Raw genomic sequence first — 17,485 nt, forward strand, 5'->3', positions numbered from 1 at the left:
AAAAAGAAGGTTGGGCGTGAGTGTTGTTGTCCTCATAGGTTACATGGGCATTGAGCGGAAACGATTTTCCAATTGTTCGAGCCGGTCAATTAGTGCATCAAACGACAGCTTCTCCCCGTAAATCATGGAGGTTTTCATTGTTTCGTAGTCAAGGCGCATTTTGTCGCGCAATTCGCCAGTCGGACAGAATGCGATGGTTGACGGATGGTTAAGCTCGTAGTTTACACCGCCGACATGATAGAATCGTTGGCGATGGGCGATGATTTCCTGATATAATTCCATGTCGGAGAGTGCGGCTTCTGCAAAAGCAGTGTCCATCAGTCGCTCCAAATCATAAAGATGGCGGCTCATGCGGTCGGAGCGAGGTGAACGACGCTGGTATTCCTCATTGAGCAGAAAGGCTTTTTCAAGGAATGTGCGTGTCGGTGTTATGGTCGGTATTTCGGCAAATGTCTCACCGTCAATCTCCGGGAAAGCATTGCCAACGAGTGATGATATGCGCTTGACTTCAAACGGTTCTTTCATCGAAAGACAACTTATCTCAATCTTGACTACGGGACGCACATACGCATCAGAGTCAACTTTGACCGGATAGTGAATCTCTATGATTACCGGATCGCTGTCGTGGTCGATTGGCGAACCGTCCTTCTTTGTGGTTATCGGTACTACCTTGCATTCGCCTAAACCGGATTCTATAAGTTTCGATTCCAATTCCTTTGCGAACTCGCCAAGTATATAATCACGATTGACAATGCGGAGATTCTTCACCTGATTGTTAGTTGCAGCTTTAGCGCAATCCTTACCAAGTTCATTGAGATAGAAATCACGATAGAGGGCTATGTCGATGTCTTCCGAAAAGCGGTCAATCAGGTTCCAGCCTTTGCTGAGACTTGTTCCACCTTTGAAGAACATATACTTTGCCGGGGAAAGGGAAAACAGAACCTTCAAAATGGCAGTAACCCACCAGTCCTTTTCAACCGCACCCACGCTGATGTTCTTTTCATTTGCTATAATATATGCCGACTGTTGACGGTCAGCATCCGAGGCATCAATCCATCTGCTCATTTCGTTTGATTTTATCCTTTGTTTCGATAATAATTTTTCTAATCCAGCGCGGAGCACGAGCTATATCTTCTTGCCATGTCTCTTCCTCCGGGCTTTCTTTCAACACGCCATAAACTACGTCAAGAGTATTATCATCAACATTATATTGCTTGATAGACTTTAGCGCAAGCACTAATATCGGCATAATCTTGCCCTTATATGCAAATGTCGATGGCACACTATGTTTAAGAGTCAGAGTACGTTTGCCAATCTTTATTTTACGTGGTGTTCCTGATGTAAGATACACGGAGTTCATTGGAACTTGTGTTGAAAAACCGAGATAATTCTCAGCAGTCGCTCCGGTTGGCAACAGTTGCGCATCATCACGTTTTGCTATGGTCTGTGCTATTTCTCCTATCGTCGGAATAACGGGCCCAAATCGTGATTCTTTTGGCTTAACGTATATCCCTGTGGCAACTCTGACAAGCTTCCCTTCATTGCATAGTTCTGACAATATGTTGGAGGCGTAGTGAGTATCAATAGGCAAAAAGCTATCCGGCAAGAAGATGGTGCCCTTCTTGCTGCGATTGACCTTTGAGATAATTGTTTGTTTCATATCGCGATGAGTAAAAAAGGAAAATAAACGCTTAATTGTCCTTTCTCAGCAGTGCAAAGTTAGTGTTTTATTTCCAATTACACAAAACATTACATCCAATTAAATAGGATTTTACATCAGCCGCAAATCATAGGTGTGGTATGATATGTCAGTTTGGTTTAGTCCGGGTAATATATACCCGACTTAAACCAAACCAACATATAGATAGGGCTGGTGAAAAGAAAAATTATTCTTTTGCATAGTTCTACTTTAGACGTGAGGCACGAGTAAGACGGTCTTCCTTGATGTAGCGGCTGAGTGATGCTTCGGTGGTGTGGCCCGTGGCTGCACAGATTACATCTCGGTCATTACCTCGTAGTCGCATATTAGTGGCGAATGAGCGGCGCCCGGTGTGGCAGCTCACCATCTGCCATCGCTGGTATATGTCGGTTTTGCGTCCGGCTCTGCCATTGCCTACGTCGGCGGTATATGCCTTGGTAACATATCCGGCTAATGTACTTTCCGGATTTGCCTCATATACAGCTTTCATTATTTCTTTCAGCGCATCGTTGAACTTCTGGTTGCTGATTACACGTGGCATCGCCTTTCCGTCATCGTATAAGTCGAGGATTGCTTGAGTTTCGGGCAAAATCTTTACCACCGATACCTTATCGGTCTTTTTTGCTTTATATTGGATATATCGTTCTCCATCCTCTGTTACATGAATGGAGTTGTAATTGAGTTGTTCGAGGTCGGAGTGTCTGGCTCCTGTCCAGCACATCAATATGAACTGATTGCGCACGGTTCTGAGGTGTTCGGTTGGCAACTCTTGTTTTGCTATCAGATCAATCTCACTTTCGAGCAGAGCGATACTTTCCGCCTCCTCTTTCAGCTTTTCACATCTAAGGAAATCTTCTGCCATACATTGTATGCGCATCGGTTGGTCGCGGATAACGGTCTTGATTACCTTGATATGGTCGCCGATAGTATTTAGCTTTAATCCCTCTCCATAGGCAAAGGATAGATAATCGGAATAAAACGACTTATTGAGTTCGTCAAACCGAATATCGGTGATATGCTTCTTCTTCATAAAGTCGCGGATATAGCGGCGAAGATGCTTGTAGTGCTGTATCGTTTTCAGTCCAATTGGTTTGCCGTGCCATGTTCGAGCCGGGGCAGCATCAATAAAGACATCAAGAGCCACAATGAAGGATTCTTCACGCTGTCGGAGCATCGCTTCAAGTTCTTCTTTTTTGCGCCGCTGTTCAGCCTCACGTTGAGCTTTCTTACGCTCTTGTGCTTCTTCCTGTGCTTTCCGTTGTGCCTCCTGAAACTCGCGTTGCTCTTTATGGGCGAATTCATCTATCGCCTTATCAAGTTTCGTTCTTGAACCTTTAGGGTCGTTGATTATAGTATCAATCAGAGCCGACATTTCATCAAGCTTGTCGCAGAGTTCCTTCCCTGGACCGGCACGAAATGTATTCCACCGTCCGGGAGTGGAAATGGCGTCATTCCAAGTCTTGATGTCAACTTCAATTCGAGAGTGGAGCATAAGATTGGAGTTGAAGCCAACGCGACGGGTATAAAGAGGCGCAACGCCGGTTTTCTTGGTGGTTCGCAGTACGAATTTAGTATATGCTGATTTAGCCATATTCGATAAGTGTTTATCTAATAACGGCAAAGGTATATGATATAGTTCAAAAGTTGATACAAAGTTGATACAAATCAAAGCGACATTATGATGCTTTTTGCGACTTTATGAAATTGTTAAAATGTATAACCATTTAATATTGGCATATTTACAAAATCGAAGTTTCACGAAATATCACAAAAGTTGCCCTTCCAAGGCAACAAAAAAAGAGCTAAATCATTATGATTTGGCTCTTTTTTTCGCCCCAGCGCAAAATGTTAAAAATTGTATATTTAGTGACGCATGGGGACTAATGGGGCGCATAGTAATAAACCTGTGTTTAGGCGTATATTTTGCAAAGCCTGAAGAAGAAAAATATGCCGCCAGGCATTACATGTTCTTAACCGCGGGTAAGCGAAGTGCCACCCGTGAATAAGGCAGCGCCCCCCATCCCTCAACCCGCAAGGGTTGCATATCACAGACACGTAAAATGAGTATTGGAGGCCATGCTTCCGCGCAGCGCAGGGCGCACCCCATCCAACCGCAAATCCCCGCGTTAGCGCAAAAGCTGCAGAGCAGCTTAATAACGTTAGGCCCGCGCAAGGCCGCCGTTAGGCGTCCGCAGCACGGGTATAGGGTATATGAATATATATAAGAAAAGGGCTACGTAGTTGCCCAATAAAACGCTCCACCCGCTAACGATAGCATTCTATTGGGCAGCTAACGCAGCCCTCCGCTAAAGCGGGAATTTGAAGGTGAAGAGCGAAGGATGCAACCCATCAATCATCCATACTCATATATAACACACCTTGCGTTATGCAACCCGCAAAGGCGACAACACCATATATGCACTCAATCCACCAAATTAAATATCAAAAAAATTCAAAGCAGTATCAAAAAATGCGACATGTTATCAATACCTTTGCAAGCAGTAAAAACATTAAGCCCCTATGAATCAATTGCTGATTGACAACACACAATATACCACCAACCTGAATCCTAATCGGCACAACGACAGCTTTACCTTCGTCACCGGGTAAAGCTGTCACGCTTTTTTCGGAGCCGACACCTCATCGGCCATTAATAATCAACTATTTTTATTAAATTCGCATCATGGCTGTAGAATTCATTTCCGACATCGATCATTACAACAAAGTAATTGCAAAGGCGGCTTCAGTGAAGAGGTCGTTATGGATAGGCACCGCCGACATCAAGGACCTTCATGTAAAGTCGGGCAACTCTACCGAACCCTTCCTCGGACTATTGGCCAAACTTCTGCAACAAGGCGTTGAGATTAGACTTATACACGCCAAGGAACCCGGTCAGGCCTTCAGGGAGGACTTCGACCGATACCCCATCCTCAGCAAGGGACTTGAGCGGATGCTGTGCCTGCGCGTGCATTTCAAGATTCTGATTTTTGACTTCACCACCGCCTACATCGGGTCGGCCAATCTCACAGGAGCCGGAATAGGTATGAAGAGCAGCAACCGACGCAACTTCGAGGCCGGAATCCTCACCGACGACCCCGCCCTGATCGATGCCGCCATGGAGCAGTTTGACAGCGTTTGGCGAGGCAGTCACTGCACCCGCTGCGGCCGCCGCCAATACTGCACCGACCCAATAAAATAACGCCCGACCAACTCAAATATCAATCAACATCGTGATGGTTGTGGGACGTGTCGCAGCAGCCGCAGCTGTCGGTGGCGGGTTCGGAGGCTGTTTCGAGCTCGATTGTGGCGTGCGATATGCCCAGGTGGTCGAGCCGATGCTTTATCTCGCACTTAACCGACTCCATGTCGCTGTAATCGCGCACCCTCACGTGCACGGTTAGGGCGTTTTGAGTCGTACTCAGCGCCCACACGTGCAGATGATGAAACTCAATCACGCCGGGTGTATCGGCTATGGCTTTCTCAATCTTCGACATGTCGATGTCACGCGGCACTCCGTCAAGAGCCAGCCGCAGACTGTCGCGAAGCAGGTCAAATGTAGAGTAGACTATGACTGCGGCAATCACGAGTCCCACGATAGGGTCGATCAGGTAGAATCCCGTAAAATGTATCACGATACCCGAAATCACTACGCCTATCGACACAAGCGCGTCAGCCGCCATGTGCAGATACGCGCCCTTCACATTCAGGTCACGATTCTTCACATCGATAAACAGCCATGCCGTGAATCCGTTTATCAGCACACCCACGCCGGCCACCCAGGCCACAGCGTCGCCGTCGACAGCCACCGGATGCAATATCTTGGAAACACTCTCACCTATTATGACTCCCACCGCCACGAGCAGAATCAAAGCGTTGAGCAACGAAACGAGCACCGTCGACTTGCGGTAGCCGTAGGTGTAGCGCTCGGTCGCGGGACGGGTCGACAACTTGAACGCAAGCATGGCAAGCACGAGCGACGTGCAGTCGCCAAGATTATGCCCGGCATCCGACAACAGTCCCAACGAGTTATATATGAAACCGAACACGGCCTCGCACACTACATATAGGGCATTGATGACGATGCCTATGATGAACGCCCTGTTAAGCGAAGTCACTTCATGATGGTGATGATGGTGATGCTCCATAATAATTTTTATTAATATAACACTGCAAATATAACAATTGATGACATTTTATACTTATATTTGTGTCTAAACTTTTTTCAATATTTCAAAGATGGATGCAGCCAAGCAAATCGAAAACCTGCGCAAGGAACTTAACCGACACAATTATAATTACTACGTGTTGAACGCCCCCGAAATATCGGATCGCGACTTCGACATGATGATGAAGGAGCTTGAGAAGCTCGAACATGAGCATCCCGAACTCGACGACCCCTACTCCCCCACCCATCGTGTAGGCAGCGACATCAACAAGGCATTTGAGCAGCATGTTCATCAGCGCCCCATGCTGTCGCTCGGCAACACCTACTCCATCGCGGAGGTCGACGATTTCCTGCATCGTACACGCGAATCGCTCATGGGCGAAGAGTTCAGCATCGTGGGAGAGATGAAATTTGACGGTACATCGATTTCGCTCACCTACCGTGACGGACGACTCGTGCGCGCCGTGACACGCGGCGACGGAGAGCGCGGCGACATCGTGACCGACAATGTCATGACCATCAAGAGCGTGCCGCTGCAGCTTAACGGAAGCGGCTGGCCGCAGGAGTTTGAGATTCGCGGCGAGATAGTTCTGCCGTGGAAGGCATTTGACCGCCTCAACGCCGAACGCGAGTTCAACGAGGAGCCGCTCTTTGCCAATCCGCGCAACGCCGCCGCCGGAACACTTAAGATGCAAAATTCGGCCGAAGTGGCCCGTCGCGGCCTCGATGCGGTGTTCTACTACCTGCTCGGCGACAATCTACCCTGCGACAACCACTACGACAACATGATGGAGGCACGCAAATGGGGATTCAAGGTATCATCCGAGATGAAGCTGCTCCACTCAATCGAGGAGGTCGACCGATTCATCGAATATTGGGACACGGCGCGAAAGGAGTTGCCCGTAGCCACCGACGGCCTTGTGTTCAAGGTCAACAATCTGCGCCAGCAGCTCAATCTCGGCTACACTGCCAAGTCGCCGCGCTGGGCCATCGCCTACAAGTTCCAGGCCGAACGCGCCTTGACCCAACTGCGATTCGTGTCATTTGAGGTAGGACGCACGGGAGTGGTAACCCCCGTGGCCAATCTTGAACCCGTGCTGCTATCGGGCACCATCGTGAAGCGTGCGTCGCTCCACAACGCCGACATTGTGCGCACCCTCGACATTCACGAGCACGACATGCTTTATGTCGAAAAAGGAGGCGAGATAATACCCAAGATAACCGGTGTCGACACCGACAGCCGACTGCCCGATGCAAAGCCCGTGACATTCGTGACCGACTGCCCTATATGCGGCACGCGGCTTGTGAGGGTCGAAGGCGAGGCGGCGTGGATGTGTCCCAACAAATGGGGTTGCCCGCCCCAGATATGCGGCCGAATCGAGCACTTCGTAGGCCGGCGCATGATGAACATCGAAGGCATCGGCGAAGAAATTGTGGTAATCCTCTATCAGAACGGCTGGGTTAACGACATCGCCGACCTCTACGACCTGCACACTCATCGCACCGAGATAGAAGCACTGCCGGGATTCGGCCCCCGCACCGCCGACCGAATGATCGACGGCATCGAAGCCTCCAGGCAGGTGCCCTTTGAGAGGGTCATGTATGCGCTCTCAATCCCATTCGTGGGCGAAACCGTAGCCAAGAAACTGGCCCGCTCGCTCGGCGACATCGACAGCGTGATGAACGCCGGAGTCGAAGCGCTCACCGCAATCGACGACATAGGCCCGCGCATAGCCGAAAGCGTGCAGGAGTACTTCAACAACCCCGTAAACCGTGACATCATCGAGCGTCTTAGGCGAGCCGGAGTGCAGATGTCGATGCCCAAGCGCGACGATGCCGACAGCTCCGACCGTCTTGCAGGCAAAAGCATCGTGATAAGCGGCACCTTCAGCAAGCATTCACGCGACGAGTACAAGGACATGATCGAGCGTCACGGAGGCAAGAACGTAAGTTCGATTTCCAAGAAGACCGACTATCTGTTAGCCGGCGAAAACATGGGCCCCGCCAAATTGCAGAAAGCGACTTCGCTCAACATTCCCATTATCGACGAGGACACATTCCTCAAAATGATAGAAAATGACTAACTTTGCAACATTATGACACCCGAAGAACGATTAAATATTGAGGAGCGCATCATAACGATGCTCAAAACCGTATATGACCCCGAAATACCCGTCGACATATACAATCTCGGACTTATCTATAACATCGACCTCAGCGATGAAGGAAATCTCACCGTCGACATGACGCTCACCGCGCCCAATTGCCCCGCCGCCGACTTCATTGTCGAGGACACCCGCATCAAGCTCGAAAGCATCGAAGGCGTAAACCGCGTCGACATACGCATCGTGTTTGAGCCCGAATGGAACAAGGACATGATGAGCGAGGAGGCCAAGCTTGACCTCGGATTCCTGTAACAGCCCAAGAACGCCAATTCAACCGATGGAGCGAAAAAACATATATTTCATATCGGACCTTCACCTCGGAGCCACCTACCTGAAAAATCCAAGGAGCTACGAACAGCGTGTGGTGCGATGGCTTGAATCGATACGCGACGATGCCGCCGAGCTATACATGCTCGGTGACATTCTCGACTATTGGTATGAGTACAAGACTGTCGTGCCTCGCGGTTACATAAGATTTTTCGGAGCATTGGCCTCGCTTGCCGACTCGGGAGTGAAGATATACTGGTTTATAGGCAATCACGACATCTGGTTGTTTGACTATCTGAAAAATGAAATAGGCCTCACCGTAATCGACGGATGGATAACCAAGGAGATCGCCGGAAAGAAGTTTTTCATGTCCCACGGCGACGGACTCGGAAAACTGAAGCCTACATTTAGGTTGATGCGAGGAATGTTTCGCAACAAAGTGTGCCAGAAACTCTACAGCACCATTCATCCGCGATGGACAATCCCGTTTGCCCTCAACTGGTCGTCAAGCAGCCGGAATTTCAGCGAGGAGATTCCTCAATTCGCAGGCGCCGAAAACGAGTCGCTCATCACCTTTGCAAGCGAATATTCACTGCAACACCTCGACATCGATTACTTCGTCTTCGGACATCGTCACATACTCATCGACTACCCCATCAACGGCGACAAGCACGTGATAATTCTGGGCGACTGGATACATCACTTCTCTTTCGGCAAATTTGACGGAAAATCGTTTGAGCTGCACCTTTACACCGACGATGTAGATAAAAAATCTGCATTTTAAATAAATTTTACTATTTTATATAAATTTTATATATCGCGTAAATATATTGATTTACAATATATTACATTCAAAATAACGATTTTTAATGATAAAAAAGATTAAAAACAATGTTGCTAAACATGCTTTTCTCTTTGGTCAGCTCACAAAAAAGGGTGACCTTTGTGACACAAACCTAAAACAATCTTTTTTACCTTAGAAATTGTACCTATTGGAAACTCATAAAAAGGAGCTTAGCGATTAAGCTCCTTTTTATTTACCCCATTTGCAGAGTCAATGATATTGTGTAATTTTGCAACAATGAATCCCGTTAAAGCCTACCACATAATAGTCGCCGCCGGAAAAGGAAGCCGCTTCGGTGCCGACCTTCCCAAGCAGTTCTGCCTGCTTGACAATAAGCCCGTGCTCATGCACACCATCGAGCGCATGCGCAAGTCACTTCCCGAATCGGAAATCGTGCTCGTGCTCAATGCCGACCACCTGTCGCTTTGGGAGGAGCTGTGTCGTCGTTATGACTTCATGTCGCCCCGAGTAGTCACCGGCGGAAGCACCCGTTGGGAATCGGTCAAGAACGCAGTCGACACAATCGTCCTCGACCCGATGCTAAAGAGCGTGATCACCGTCCACGACGGAGCACGCCCGCTCATAAACCGGCCCATGATCGAGCGCATCATGACAGCTGCCTGCAACGCGTCGGGAGCCATACCCACCGTAGCCGTGAGCGACTCGCTGCGAATGCTCGATGACGACGGTGTAAATTCACATCCCGTCGACCGTCAACGACTGAGAGCCGTGCAGACACCGCAGGCATTCGACGGCATGAAGCTGAAACAAGCCTACACGCTCCCCTACGAACCCGGATTCACCGACGACGCATCGGTCATGGCGGCTGCCGGCTACACCGACATAACGCTCGTCGAAGGCGACCCCCACAACATAAAGATAACGCTCCCCGACGACCTTGCCATAGCTTCGTTATATCTCCGAAATGAACCGACTAAGGAATCTTGACATAAAGTACTTGAAAGGGATAGGCCCCAAACGTGCCGAATTGCTTGGTAAACAGCTCGGCATAAAGTCCTATCGCGACCTGCTCTATCACTTCCCCACCCGCTATCTCGACCGTTCATCGATATACCGGGTCAAGGATCTGTCGGGTGAAATGCCCATGATTCAGCTCAAAGGACGCTTCATTGCCATGACCGTGCAGGGCGAAGGGGCAAAGACCAGGCTCGTGGGAGTGTTCACCGACGGAACCGGCACAATGGAGGTGGTGTGGTTCAGGCGCATAAAGCAGATTCGCGAAAGCTACCACACCGGCAATGAATACATCATATTCGGCAAACCGGAGCTGTTCAACAACCGCTGGAGCATGGTTCACCCCGAAGTCGACACTCCGGCATCGACCACAGCGGCACAGGGGCTGAGAGGAGTATATCCGCTCACCGAAACACTGCGCAACCAAGGCATAGGCGCACGACAGATATTCACATGGGTGCAGACGGCTCTCGCGGCCTCTCCCGTAATTACCGAAACACTGCCGCGCTCGATCATCGAGCGGTTGAAGCTCATGTCGTTGCGCGAATCGCTGATCAACATTCACAATCCACAGTCCAACGAAAAGCTTCAGGCGGCAAGGTTAAGACTGAAATTTGAGGAGCTGTTCTACATTCAGCTCAACATTCAGCGTTACTCGCGCCGACGCAACGCGCAGCTCACCGGATTCCGATTTCCGAGGATAGGCCAATATTTCAACACCTTCTACTCGCAGCAGATGCCATTTGAGCTGACAGGAGCACAGAAGCGCGTCATAAAGGAGATTCGCGCCGACATGGGCACCGGAAAGCAGATGAACCGGTTGCTGCAAGGCGATGTGGGCAGCGGCAAAACCCTTGTCGCACTGCTGTGCATGCTCATCGCCCTCGACAACGGCACACAGGCATGCCTGATGGCCCCCACCGAGATACTCGCCACCCAGCACTACGAAACCATCTCATCGATGGTCGCTCCGATAGGCATAAACGTAAAGTTGCTCACCGGCTCAACACGCAAAAAGGAGCGTGACATCATACACAGCCAGCTCACCGACGGCTCTCTGCACATTCTCATAGGCACTCACGCCGTGATCGAGGACAATGTTCAGTTCAAGAATCTCGGATTTGTAGTCATCGACGAGCAACACCGATTTGGCGTGGCACAACGCGCTCGCCTGTGGCAAAAAAACATGGTGGTGCCCCACGTGCTTGTCATGACGGCCACCCCTATACCGCGCACACTTGCAATGACCATCTACGGCGACCTCAGCGTGTCGGTGATCGACGAGCTGCCGCCGGGCCGAAAACCCGTCACTACACTGCTGCGATATGACAACAACCGAATGGCCGTATATCAGGCCCTCGGCAAGCAGCTGAAGCAGGGACGACAGGCCTACATCGTGTATCCCCTCATTCAGGAAAACGAGAAGCTCGACCTGAAATGCCTCGAAGAGGGATACGAGATGATACGCGAAACATTCCGCGACTACAAGGTGTGCTACGTACACGGAAAAATGAAGCCGGCCGAGAAGGAGCACCAGATGATGCTATTCGCCACCAACCAGGCGCAGATTCTTGTAGCTACGACCGTAATCGAAGTTGGCGTAAACGTTCCCAATGCATCTACCATGATCATTGAGAATGCCGAGCGATTCGGATTGTCGCAACTTCACCAGCTGCGCGGTCGAGTGGGACGAGGCGCCGACCAAAGCTATTGCATACTGATGACTCATCAAAAGATACAAAAAGAGACCCGGCAACGCCTCGAGATAATGACATCGACCACCGACGGATTCGTAATCGCCGAAGCCGACCTCAAGATGCGAGGCCCGGGCGACATGGAGGGCACCATGCAGAGCGGAATAGCATTTGACCTGCACATAGCCAACCTCGCGACCGACGGACAGATAGTGCAGCTTGCAAGGGATGCCGCCGACGACACGCTCGACAAAGACCCCGAGCTTGCCCTGCCCGAAAATTCGATACTCCGCTCCGAGCTGTTGCAACAAGCTTCAAAATCCGTTGATTGGTCAAGAATAAGCTGATTTTCCATGCCCGGAAGATGTTAATTAAACGGCACTCGCAATTACATATTTTAACACAATTTTAAACCTATGCAACACTGCAAATGTCGGTCTGTTCAAAATATGTTTTTAAACATATCCTTCATCACATACTGACATTCAATGTATTACGCCAAATTTTACACTTCCAAAGTCAAAATTTGCACTTTTTATCTTGACAACACGCTTTCACTTTGAATGATTTTCGTATATTTGGACTACAGAACTACGAAAAGTTAACAAACATAAAAATCTAAAATGGAGCAAACATTAGTAATCATCAAGCCTTCAGCCATTCATCGTGGCCTTATCGGCGACATTATAACTCGTTTTCAAAGAAAGGGATTGATCATCACCGGCATGAAAATGATGCAGCTTGATGAAACTATTCTCCGTGAACACTACGCCCATCTTGTTGACCGTCCATTCTTCCCCTCTTTATTGGAATCGATGATGGCTACACCCGTCATCGTTATGTGTATTGAAGGAAAAGATGCCGTTGAAGTGGTGCGCCTGATGACAGGTGCTACCAATGGCCGCAAGGCTCTTCCGGGAACAATACGTGGCGACTTCTCCATGAGCGGTCAGGAAAATATCATTCATGCTTCTGACAGCGTTGAAAACGGACAAATCGAACTTGCCCGCTTCTTCAAGCCTGAAGAGATATTCAACTACCGTCCTTCCAACATCAGGTTCTTCTATGCACCTGACGAAATGAATTAAGAATCCCATCAAGAACATCAATTTTTGTAATGCAATTTTCCTTAACAAAAATAACAGCAGCAACTACATTAGCCTTAGCATCTTTATTTACCGCAAATGCCCAGATCGAGGACTACAAGCTTCCCGACTTTCACAAGTCGGAGCACAAGGACCTCATCGCTTCACAAGAGAACATCGCTGAACAGATAAAGCTTAAAGAAACTCTCGACTACATGGATGTTTTGTTCCGTGAGGAAGAGGAGCCCGAAGAGGATATCTATGTCGAGGGATGGGACAGCCAGGCGGTAAACTGCTACACCAATGCAGTAATTCCCGATACCAAGGTAATCGATGTACGCAACTTCTGCATGCCCACCATGGGCTACGTGACATCGCCCTACGGTTATCGCAGGCGTTTCCGCCGAATGCACAAAGGCATCGACTTGAAAGTACAGATAGGCGACACGATTCGCGCAGCATTTGACGGCAAGGTTCGACTCACTCGCAACCAGGGCCGCAGAAAAGGATACGGACTCTATGTCATCGTTCGCCACCCCAACGGCCTTGAAACAGTTTACGGCCACCTCTCAAAATTCCTCGTTAAGCCCGACCAATACGTAAAGGCCGGCGACCCAATCGCACTTGGCGGTAACACCGGACGATCTACAGGGCCTCACTTGCACTTTGAAACCCGCTACATGGGAATCGCCATAAACCCGGCTGCGATTTTCGACTTCGAGAATCACACCACCCACACCGACGAGTTCACATTCAACAAAAACAACTATCAGGAGGCTCGCGACTACTCGCCCCGAAGCGCAAAGGCTAAAGCAAGCTCATCGAAATCGAGCAAAGTCACGGCATCGGCCACCTACCGTGTACGCAAAGGCGACACCCTGTCAAAAATCGCCTCGCGCAACGGCACAACCGTCGACAGGCTTTGCAAGCTCAACGGCATAACACGAAACACGAAACTATCAATAGGGAAAACTCTCAAAGTGAAGTAAATCCCTTACGCGCAATAGTCACAAACTACGCAGCAACGGCCACTCTCTCGAGTGGCCGTTGCTGCATTATGACCGACACAATGAACGAAATCGGCCGCAAATTGTATAAATAACGTTTTGAAATGTGAATCGAAGTAATTACCTTTGTATTGTGAATGTACTAATCCGACATATTGAGTACTTGATACTGAGGCACGACTGCGTGACAGTGCCCGGTTGGGGAGCTTTTATAGCCAATTATCAGCCGGCACGCGTCGACAGCGAGTTTGGCTGCATATTCCCGCCATGTCGCACAGTAGGCTTCAACGCGTCGCTCACCCATAGCGACGGACTGCTCACATCGTCGATAGCCCGTGGCAACGGCATCACCTACGACAACGCGTCGGCCCTCATTGCCGATGAGGTCAATGCAATGCGTCACGCTCTTGAATCGGGCGAGTCGATAACATTCGGTCGACTCGGTTCATTCAGCCGCAACGATGAAGGCTCGATAGTGTTTGAGCCGGCTACAGCCACCAACACCGCCCCCGACTACACCGGACTCATTGCCGTAAAGGCGGTCGACCTGGCCGAAACGCTGAAGAAGCGCAACGAGTCGGCATCGGTCTACTATGTCCCCGTGAGCCGCAACATACTCAAAATCGTAGCTTCGATAGCACTCCTCATCGGACTCGGATTCATGCTTTCGACCCCGATAATACAGGACGAGGCCAACTATGCCGGGATTGCGACTACGATGAATGTCACCAAGACCGCCCCGGTCTACACAGTGCCGTCACCCGACATCGAACTGTCGATAGCCCTTCCCGACCCTGCAACATCACGCGGCACATTCACCCCCGCCGTCACCACGACACAGCAGCCCGCCGTCACTACGGCCGCAGCCAAGCCCATGCGCTACTTCCTTGTAGTCGCATCGCTGCCTACACGCAAGGCCGCCGACGAATACATCGCCCACAGCGCCGACCGCGATTCACTGTCGGTTCTGGAATCGGGAGGCCGCTACCGTGTCTACATCGCAACAGGCGCTACCTACTCCGACGCTTTCAACAAGCTTGGCGCCAACGGATACGGCGACCGATACCCCGATGCCTGGGTGTGCAAGCGATAGAATCCAAAACAAAAACCTATACATCCCCGATCCGCTATGAAGGATTTTCATGACTTAATCGTTAATCGACGCAGTATACGCCGATACACCCCCGAAGAAATTTCACCCGAAGATGTAAAAACCATACTTGAGGCCGCGCTCATGGCGCCCACCTCCAAGAGCAGCCGCGCATGGCACTTTGTCGTAGTCGAGGACTCGAAGCAGCTTGAACTGCTGAGCAAGTGCAAGGTAAGCGGAGCCGGCCCCGTAGCCGGATGCGCACTCGCAATCGTGGTGGCCGTCGACGCAAAAATCACCGAACCGTGGATTGAGGACGCCTCAATAGCCGCAACCTACATTCAGCTGCAGGCCGAGGACCTCGGTCTGGGTTCCTGCTGGATTCAGGTAAAAGGACGCTTTACCGAAACCGATCTTGAATCGGAGGTATATGTGCAGAACCTGCTCGAAATGCCCGATTCAATCATACCCGTGTGCATAATAACATTAGGCCATAAAGCCGAAGAACGCAAGCCCCAGGCAGTCGACAAGCTGCAGTGGGAAAAGGTTCACATTGGCACATGGACCGAACGCTAAGCCACTCCCCACGCATAGCCGTCATCGGTTCGGGCAATGTGGCGACACACCTCGCCAAGGCCGTCACGAGAGCCGGCTACAAGCTGTCGATCTACAATCACCACTACGAAAGCGCGTCACGACTCGCTTCAGCCGTGGGGGCAACCGCGGTTGCCGACCTTGACGACCTTGACGCCGACATATACATCATCACCATCAAGGACGATGCCATAGCGTCGCTGGCCGCATCGGTCGCCGGCCGCAAGGGATTGTGGCTCCACACATCGGGCTCGGTCGACATGAAAGTCTTTGACGGCATTGTCGACAGTTACGGAGTGCTCTACCCCATGCAGACATTCTCCAAGGATGCCGATGTCGACATGACCGAAGTGCCGTTTTTCATCGAGGGATGCAACGGCGATGTCACCCGCGCCATACGCGAGCTCGCCTCGTCGCTATCGCACAAGGTGCTCGAAGTGTCGAGTGCCAACCGCGTAAAGCTGCACATCGCGGCAGTGTTTGCCTGCAACTTCACCAACTACATGTGGGCACAGTCGTCCGACATACTCGAATCCATCGGTGCCGACTTCAGCGTCATGCATCCGCTCATAAAAGCCACCCTCGACAAGACACTGACAATGTCGCCCCACGACGGACAGACAGGCCCGGCACGCCGAGGCGATGTCGACATAATTAAAAAGCATCTGAGCATGCTGTCGGGAGTGAAGCACAAGCTCTACGAAACACTGTCAACCGACATCATGAACGAATATCACCACAACACCACCGACTATCAATCATGAGCAAGATAAACTACGACTTGGAACGCATAAAGGGCATCGTTTTCGATGTCGACGGAGTTCTGTCGCCCTCGACAATACCCATGGACAGCGAAGGAATGCCCTCGCGCATGGTCAACATCAAGGACGGATATGCCCTGCAGCTTGCCGTAAAGCTCGGCTACAAGATAGCCATAATAACCGGAGGCTACTCCTCGGCGATAAAAGCCCGCTTCAACGGACTCGGCATAACCGACATATACATGAAGGCCGGCAAGAAGATAGATGTGCTGAAGCAATGGATGGATGCCAACGGCCTGCTCAGCGAAGAGGTGGCCTATGTGGGTGACGACATTCCCGACTACGAGGTGATGCAGCACGCCGGCCTCGCAGTGGCTCCGCTTGACGCGGCTGTCGACATCAAATCGATAGCCGACTACATCTCGCCGGTTAACGGAGGCTACGGAGTGGCCCGCGACCTGCTTGAGGAGATCATGAGGGCTCAAGGCAAATGGATGACATCGGCCAAGGCTTTCGGATGGTAACGACTCTAAACTATCGCTCATGCAATCACCGCTACACAACCTGTCACGCTACGACATAAGGCTTGCGAGCAAGTCACCGCGACGACGCGAGCTGTTGGGAATGCTCGGCCTACAGTTTTCAATTGCCGAAACAATCGATGTGGATGAAAGCTATCCCCACGACCTTCCAACCAACGAGGTGGCGCCTTACATCGCCAAGAAGAAAGGCGACGCCTACAGGAAGACACTTCGTGAAGGAATGTTGGTAATAACAGCCGATACGGTTGTGATAACCGACGGCGAGATTCTTGGCAAGCCGCACTCGGCCGATGAAGCTGTGGAGATGCTCCGCAAGCTGTCGGGCCACAGTCACACCGTAATGACAGGTGTCACACTCGCCACAACTGAACGCACCCGCACTTTCGCCGTGGAAACCACGGTGGAGTTTGCCCGCCTTTCCGACGAGGAGATACGCTACTATGTCGACCGCTATTCGCCGCTTGACAAAGCCGGAGCCTACGGAATCCAGGAGTGGATAGGAGCCATAGGCGTAAAATCAATCTCGGGAAGCTACTATAACGTAATGGGACTGCCGCTTCACCGGCTATACAATGAGCTGAGAGAGTTCTGACCCTC

Annotated in this window: 17 protein-coding genes; 13 read left to right on the top strand and 4 right to left on the bottom strand. The window is 50.6% G+C overall.

The window, feature by feature from the left end; translation table 11 throughout:
* Nucleotides 1–39: 39 nt before the first annotated feature.
* The 3 genes from E7746_RS08395 to E7746_RS08405 all read right to left on the bottom strand — a co-directional run bounded on the left by E7746_RS08395 (nt 40) and on the right by E7746_RS08405 (nt 3,290).
* Complete coding sequence (locus E7746_RS08395; protein WP_123615071.1) at nt 40–1,065, bottom strand: nucleotidyl transferase AbiEii/AbiGii toxin family protein; 1,026 nt, start codon at nt 1,063–1,065, stop codon at nt 40–42.
* A complete protein-coding gene (locus tag E7746_RS08400; RefSeq protein ID WP_123615072.1) occupies nt 1,049–1,660 on the bottom strand; it encodes a DUF6088 family protein in 612 nt (203 codons plus the stop codon). The genes E7746_RS08395 and E7746_RS08400 overlap by 17 nt, the downstream gene beginning before the upstream one ends.
* 244 nt (nt 1,661–1,904) lie before the next feature.
* Nucleotides 1,905–3,290 (bottom strand): phage integrase SAM-like domain-containing protein, encoded by a 1,386-nt coding sequence (locus E7746_RS08405; RefSeq protein WP_136410532.1) that lies wholly within the window; start codon nt 3,288–3,290, stop codon nt 1,905–1,907.
* A 1,092-nt stretch (nt 3,291–4,382) separates the two neighbouring features.
* Between E7746_RS08405 and E7746_RS08410 the strand changes: the two genes are divergently transcribed.
* The gene (locus E7746_RS08410; protein WP_123396481.1) at nt 4,383–4,898 is read left to right on the top strand and encodes a phospholipase D-like domain-containing protein; all 516 of its coding nucleotides are present in this window, start codon (nt 4,383–4,385) and stop codon (nt 4,896–4,898) included.
* A 19-nt stretch (nt 4,899–4,917) separates the two neighbouring features.
* On the opposite strand, the gene E7746_RS08415 is transcribed toward E7746_RS08410, so the two are convergent.
* Nucleotides 4,918–5,844, bottom strand: a complete 927-nt coding sequence (locus E7746_RS08415; RefSeq protein WP_123396480.1) for a cation diffusion facilitator family transporter — start codon at nt 5,842–5,844, stop codon at nt 4,918–4,920.
* A 91-nt stretch (nt 5,845–5,935) separates the two neighbouring features.
* Between E7746_RS08415 and ligA the strand changes: the two genes are divergently transcribed.
* The 12 genes from ligA to E7746_RS08475 all read left to right on the top strand — a co-directional run bounded on the left by ligA (nt 5,936) and on the right by E7746_RS08475 (nt 17,480).
* Complete coding sequence (gene ligA / locus E7746_RS08420; RefSeq protein ID WP_136410533.1) at nt 5,936–7,948, top strand: NAD-dependent DNA ligase LigA; 2,013 nt, start codon at nt 5,936–5,938, stop codon at nt 7,946–7,948.
* A 12-nt stretch (nt 7,949–7,960) separates the two neighbouring features.
* Nucleotides 7,961–8,281 carry a metal-sulfur cluster assembly factor gene (locus E7746_RS08425; protein WP_123396478.1) on the top strand — a complete coding sequence of 107 codons (321 nt, stop codon included), beginning with the start codon at nt 7,961–7,963 and terminating at the stop codon, nt 8,279–8,281.
* 25 nt (nt 8,282–8,306) lie between these two features.
* Nucleotides 8,307–9,080, top strand: a complete 774-nt coding sequence (locus tag E7746_RS08430) for a UDP-2,3-diacylglucosamine diphosphatase (protein ID WP_136410534.1) — start codon at nt 8,307–8,309, stop codon at nt 9,078–9,080.
* Between the two features lie 297 nt (nt 9,081–9,377).
* Complete coding sequence (gene ispD / locus E7746_RS08435; RefSeq protein WP_136410535.1) at nt 9,378–10,088, top strand: 2-C-methyl-D-erythritol 4-phosphate cytidylyltransferase; 711 nt, start codon at nt 9,378–9,380, stop codon at nt 10,086–10,088.
* Nucleotides 10,066–12,156, top strand: a complete 2,091-nt coding sequence (recG, locus tag E7746_RS08440; RefSeq protein WP_136410536.1) for an ATP-dependent DNA helicase RecG — start codon at nt 10,066–10,068, stop codon at nt 12,154–12,156. Before ispD ends, recG begins: the two co-directional genes overlap by 23 nt.
* A 276-nt stretch (nt 12,157–12,432) precedes the next feature.
* A complete protein-coding gene (ndk, locus tag E7746_RS08445; RefSeq protein ID WP_123396474.1) occupies nt 12,433–12,897 on the top strand; it encodes a nucleoside-diphosphate kinase in 465 nt (154 codons plus the stop codon).
* A 29-nt stretch (nt 12,898–12,926) separates the two neighbouring features.
* Nucleotides 12,927–13,883: a peptidoglycan DD-metalloendopeptidase family protein gene (locus E7746_RS08450; protein WP_136410537.1), complete on the top strand. Its 957-nt coding sequence runs from the start codon at nt 12,927–12,929 to the stop codon at nt 13,881–13,883.
* A gap of 151 nt (nt 13,884–14,034) precedes the next feature.
* On the top strand, nt 14,035–14,994 hold the full coding sequence (locus tag E7746_RS08455; protein WP_262709692.1) for an HU domain-containing protein: 960 nt from the start codon (nt 14,035–14,037) through the stop codon (nt 14,992–14,994).
* Nucleotides 14,995–15,030: 36 nt separating this feature from the next.
* Nucleotides 15,031–15,567: a nitroreductase family protein gene (locus E7746_RS08460; RefSeq protein WP_123396471.1), complete on the top strand. Its 537-nt coding sequence runs from the start codon at nt 15,031–15,033 to the stop codon at nt 15,565–15,567.
* Nucleotides 15,552–16,349 (top strand): Rossmann-like and DUF2520 domain-containing protein, encoded by a 798-nt coding sequence (locus E7746_RS08465; protein WP_136410539.1) that lies wholly within the window; start codon nt 15,552–15,554, stop codon nt 16,347–16,349. Before E7746_RS08460 ends, E7746_RS08465 begins: the two co-directional genes overlap by 16 nt.
* Nucleotides 16,346–16,870 (top strand): KdsC family phosphatase, encoded by a 525-nt coding sequence (locus tag E7746_RS08470; RefSeq protein WP_136410540.1) that lies wholly within the window; start codon nt 16,346–16,348, stop codon nt 16,868–16,870. The genes E7746_RS08465 and E7746_RS08470 overlap by 4 nt, the downstream gene beginning before the upstream one ends.
* 19 nt (nt 16,871–16,889) lie before the next feature.
* A complete protein-coding gene (locus E7746_RS08475) occupies nt 16,890–17,480 on the top strand; it encodes a Maf family nucleotide pyrophosphatase (RefSeq protein WP_123396468.1) in 591 nt (196 codons plus the stop codon).
* Nucleotides 17,481–17,485: the final 5 nt, after the last annotated feature.

The sequence above is a fragment of the Muribaculum gordoncarteri genome, from assembly GCF_004803695.1.
Lineage (GTDB): Bacteria > Bacteroidota > Bacteroidia > Bacteroidales > Muribaculaceae > Muribaculum > Muribaculum gordoncarteri.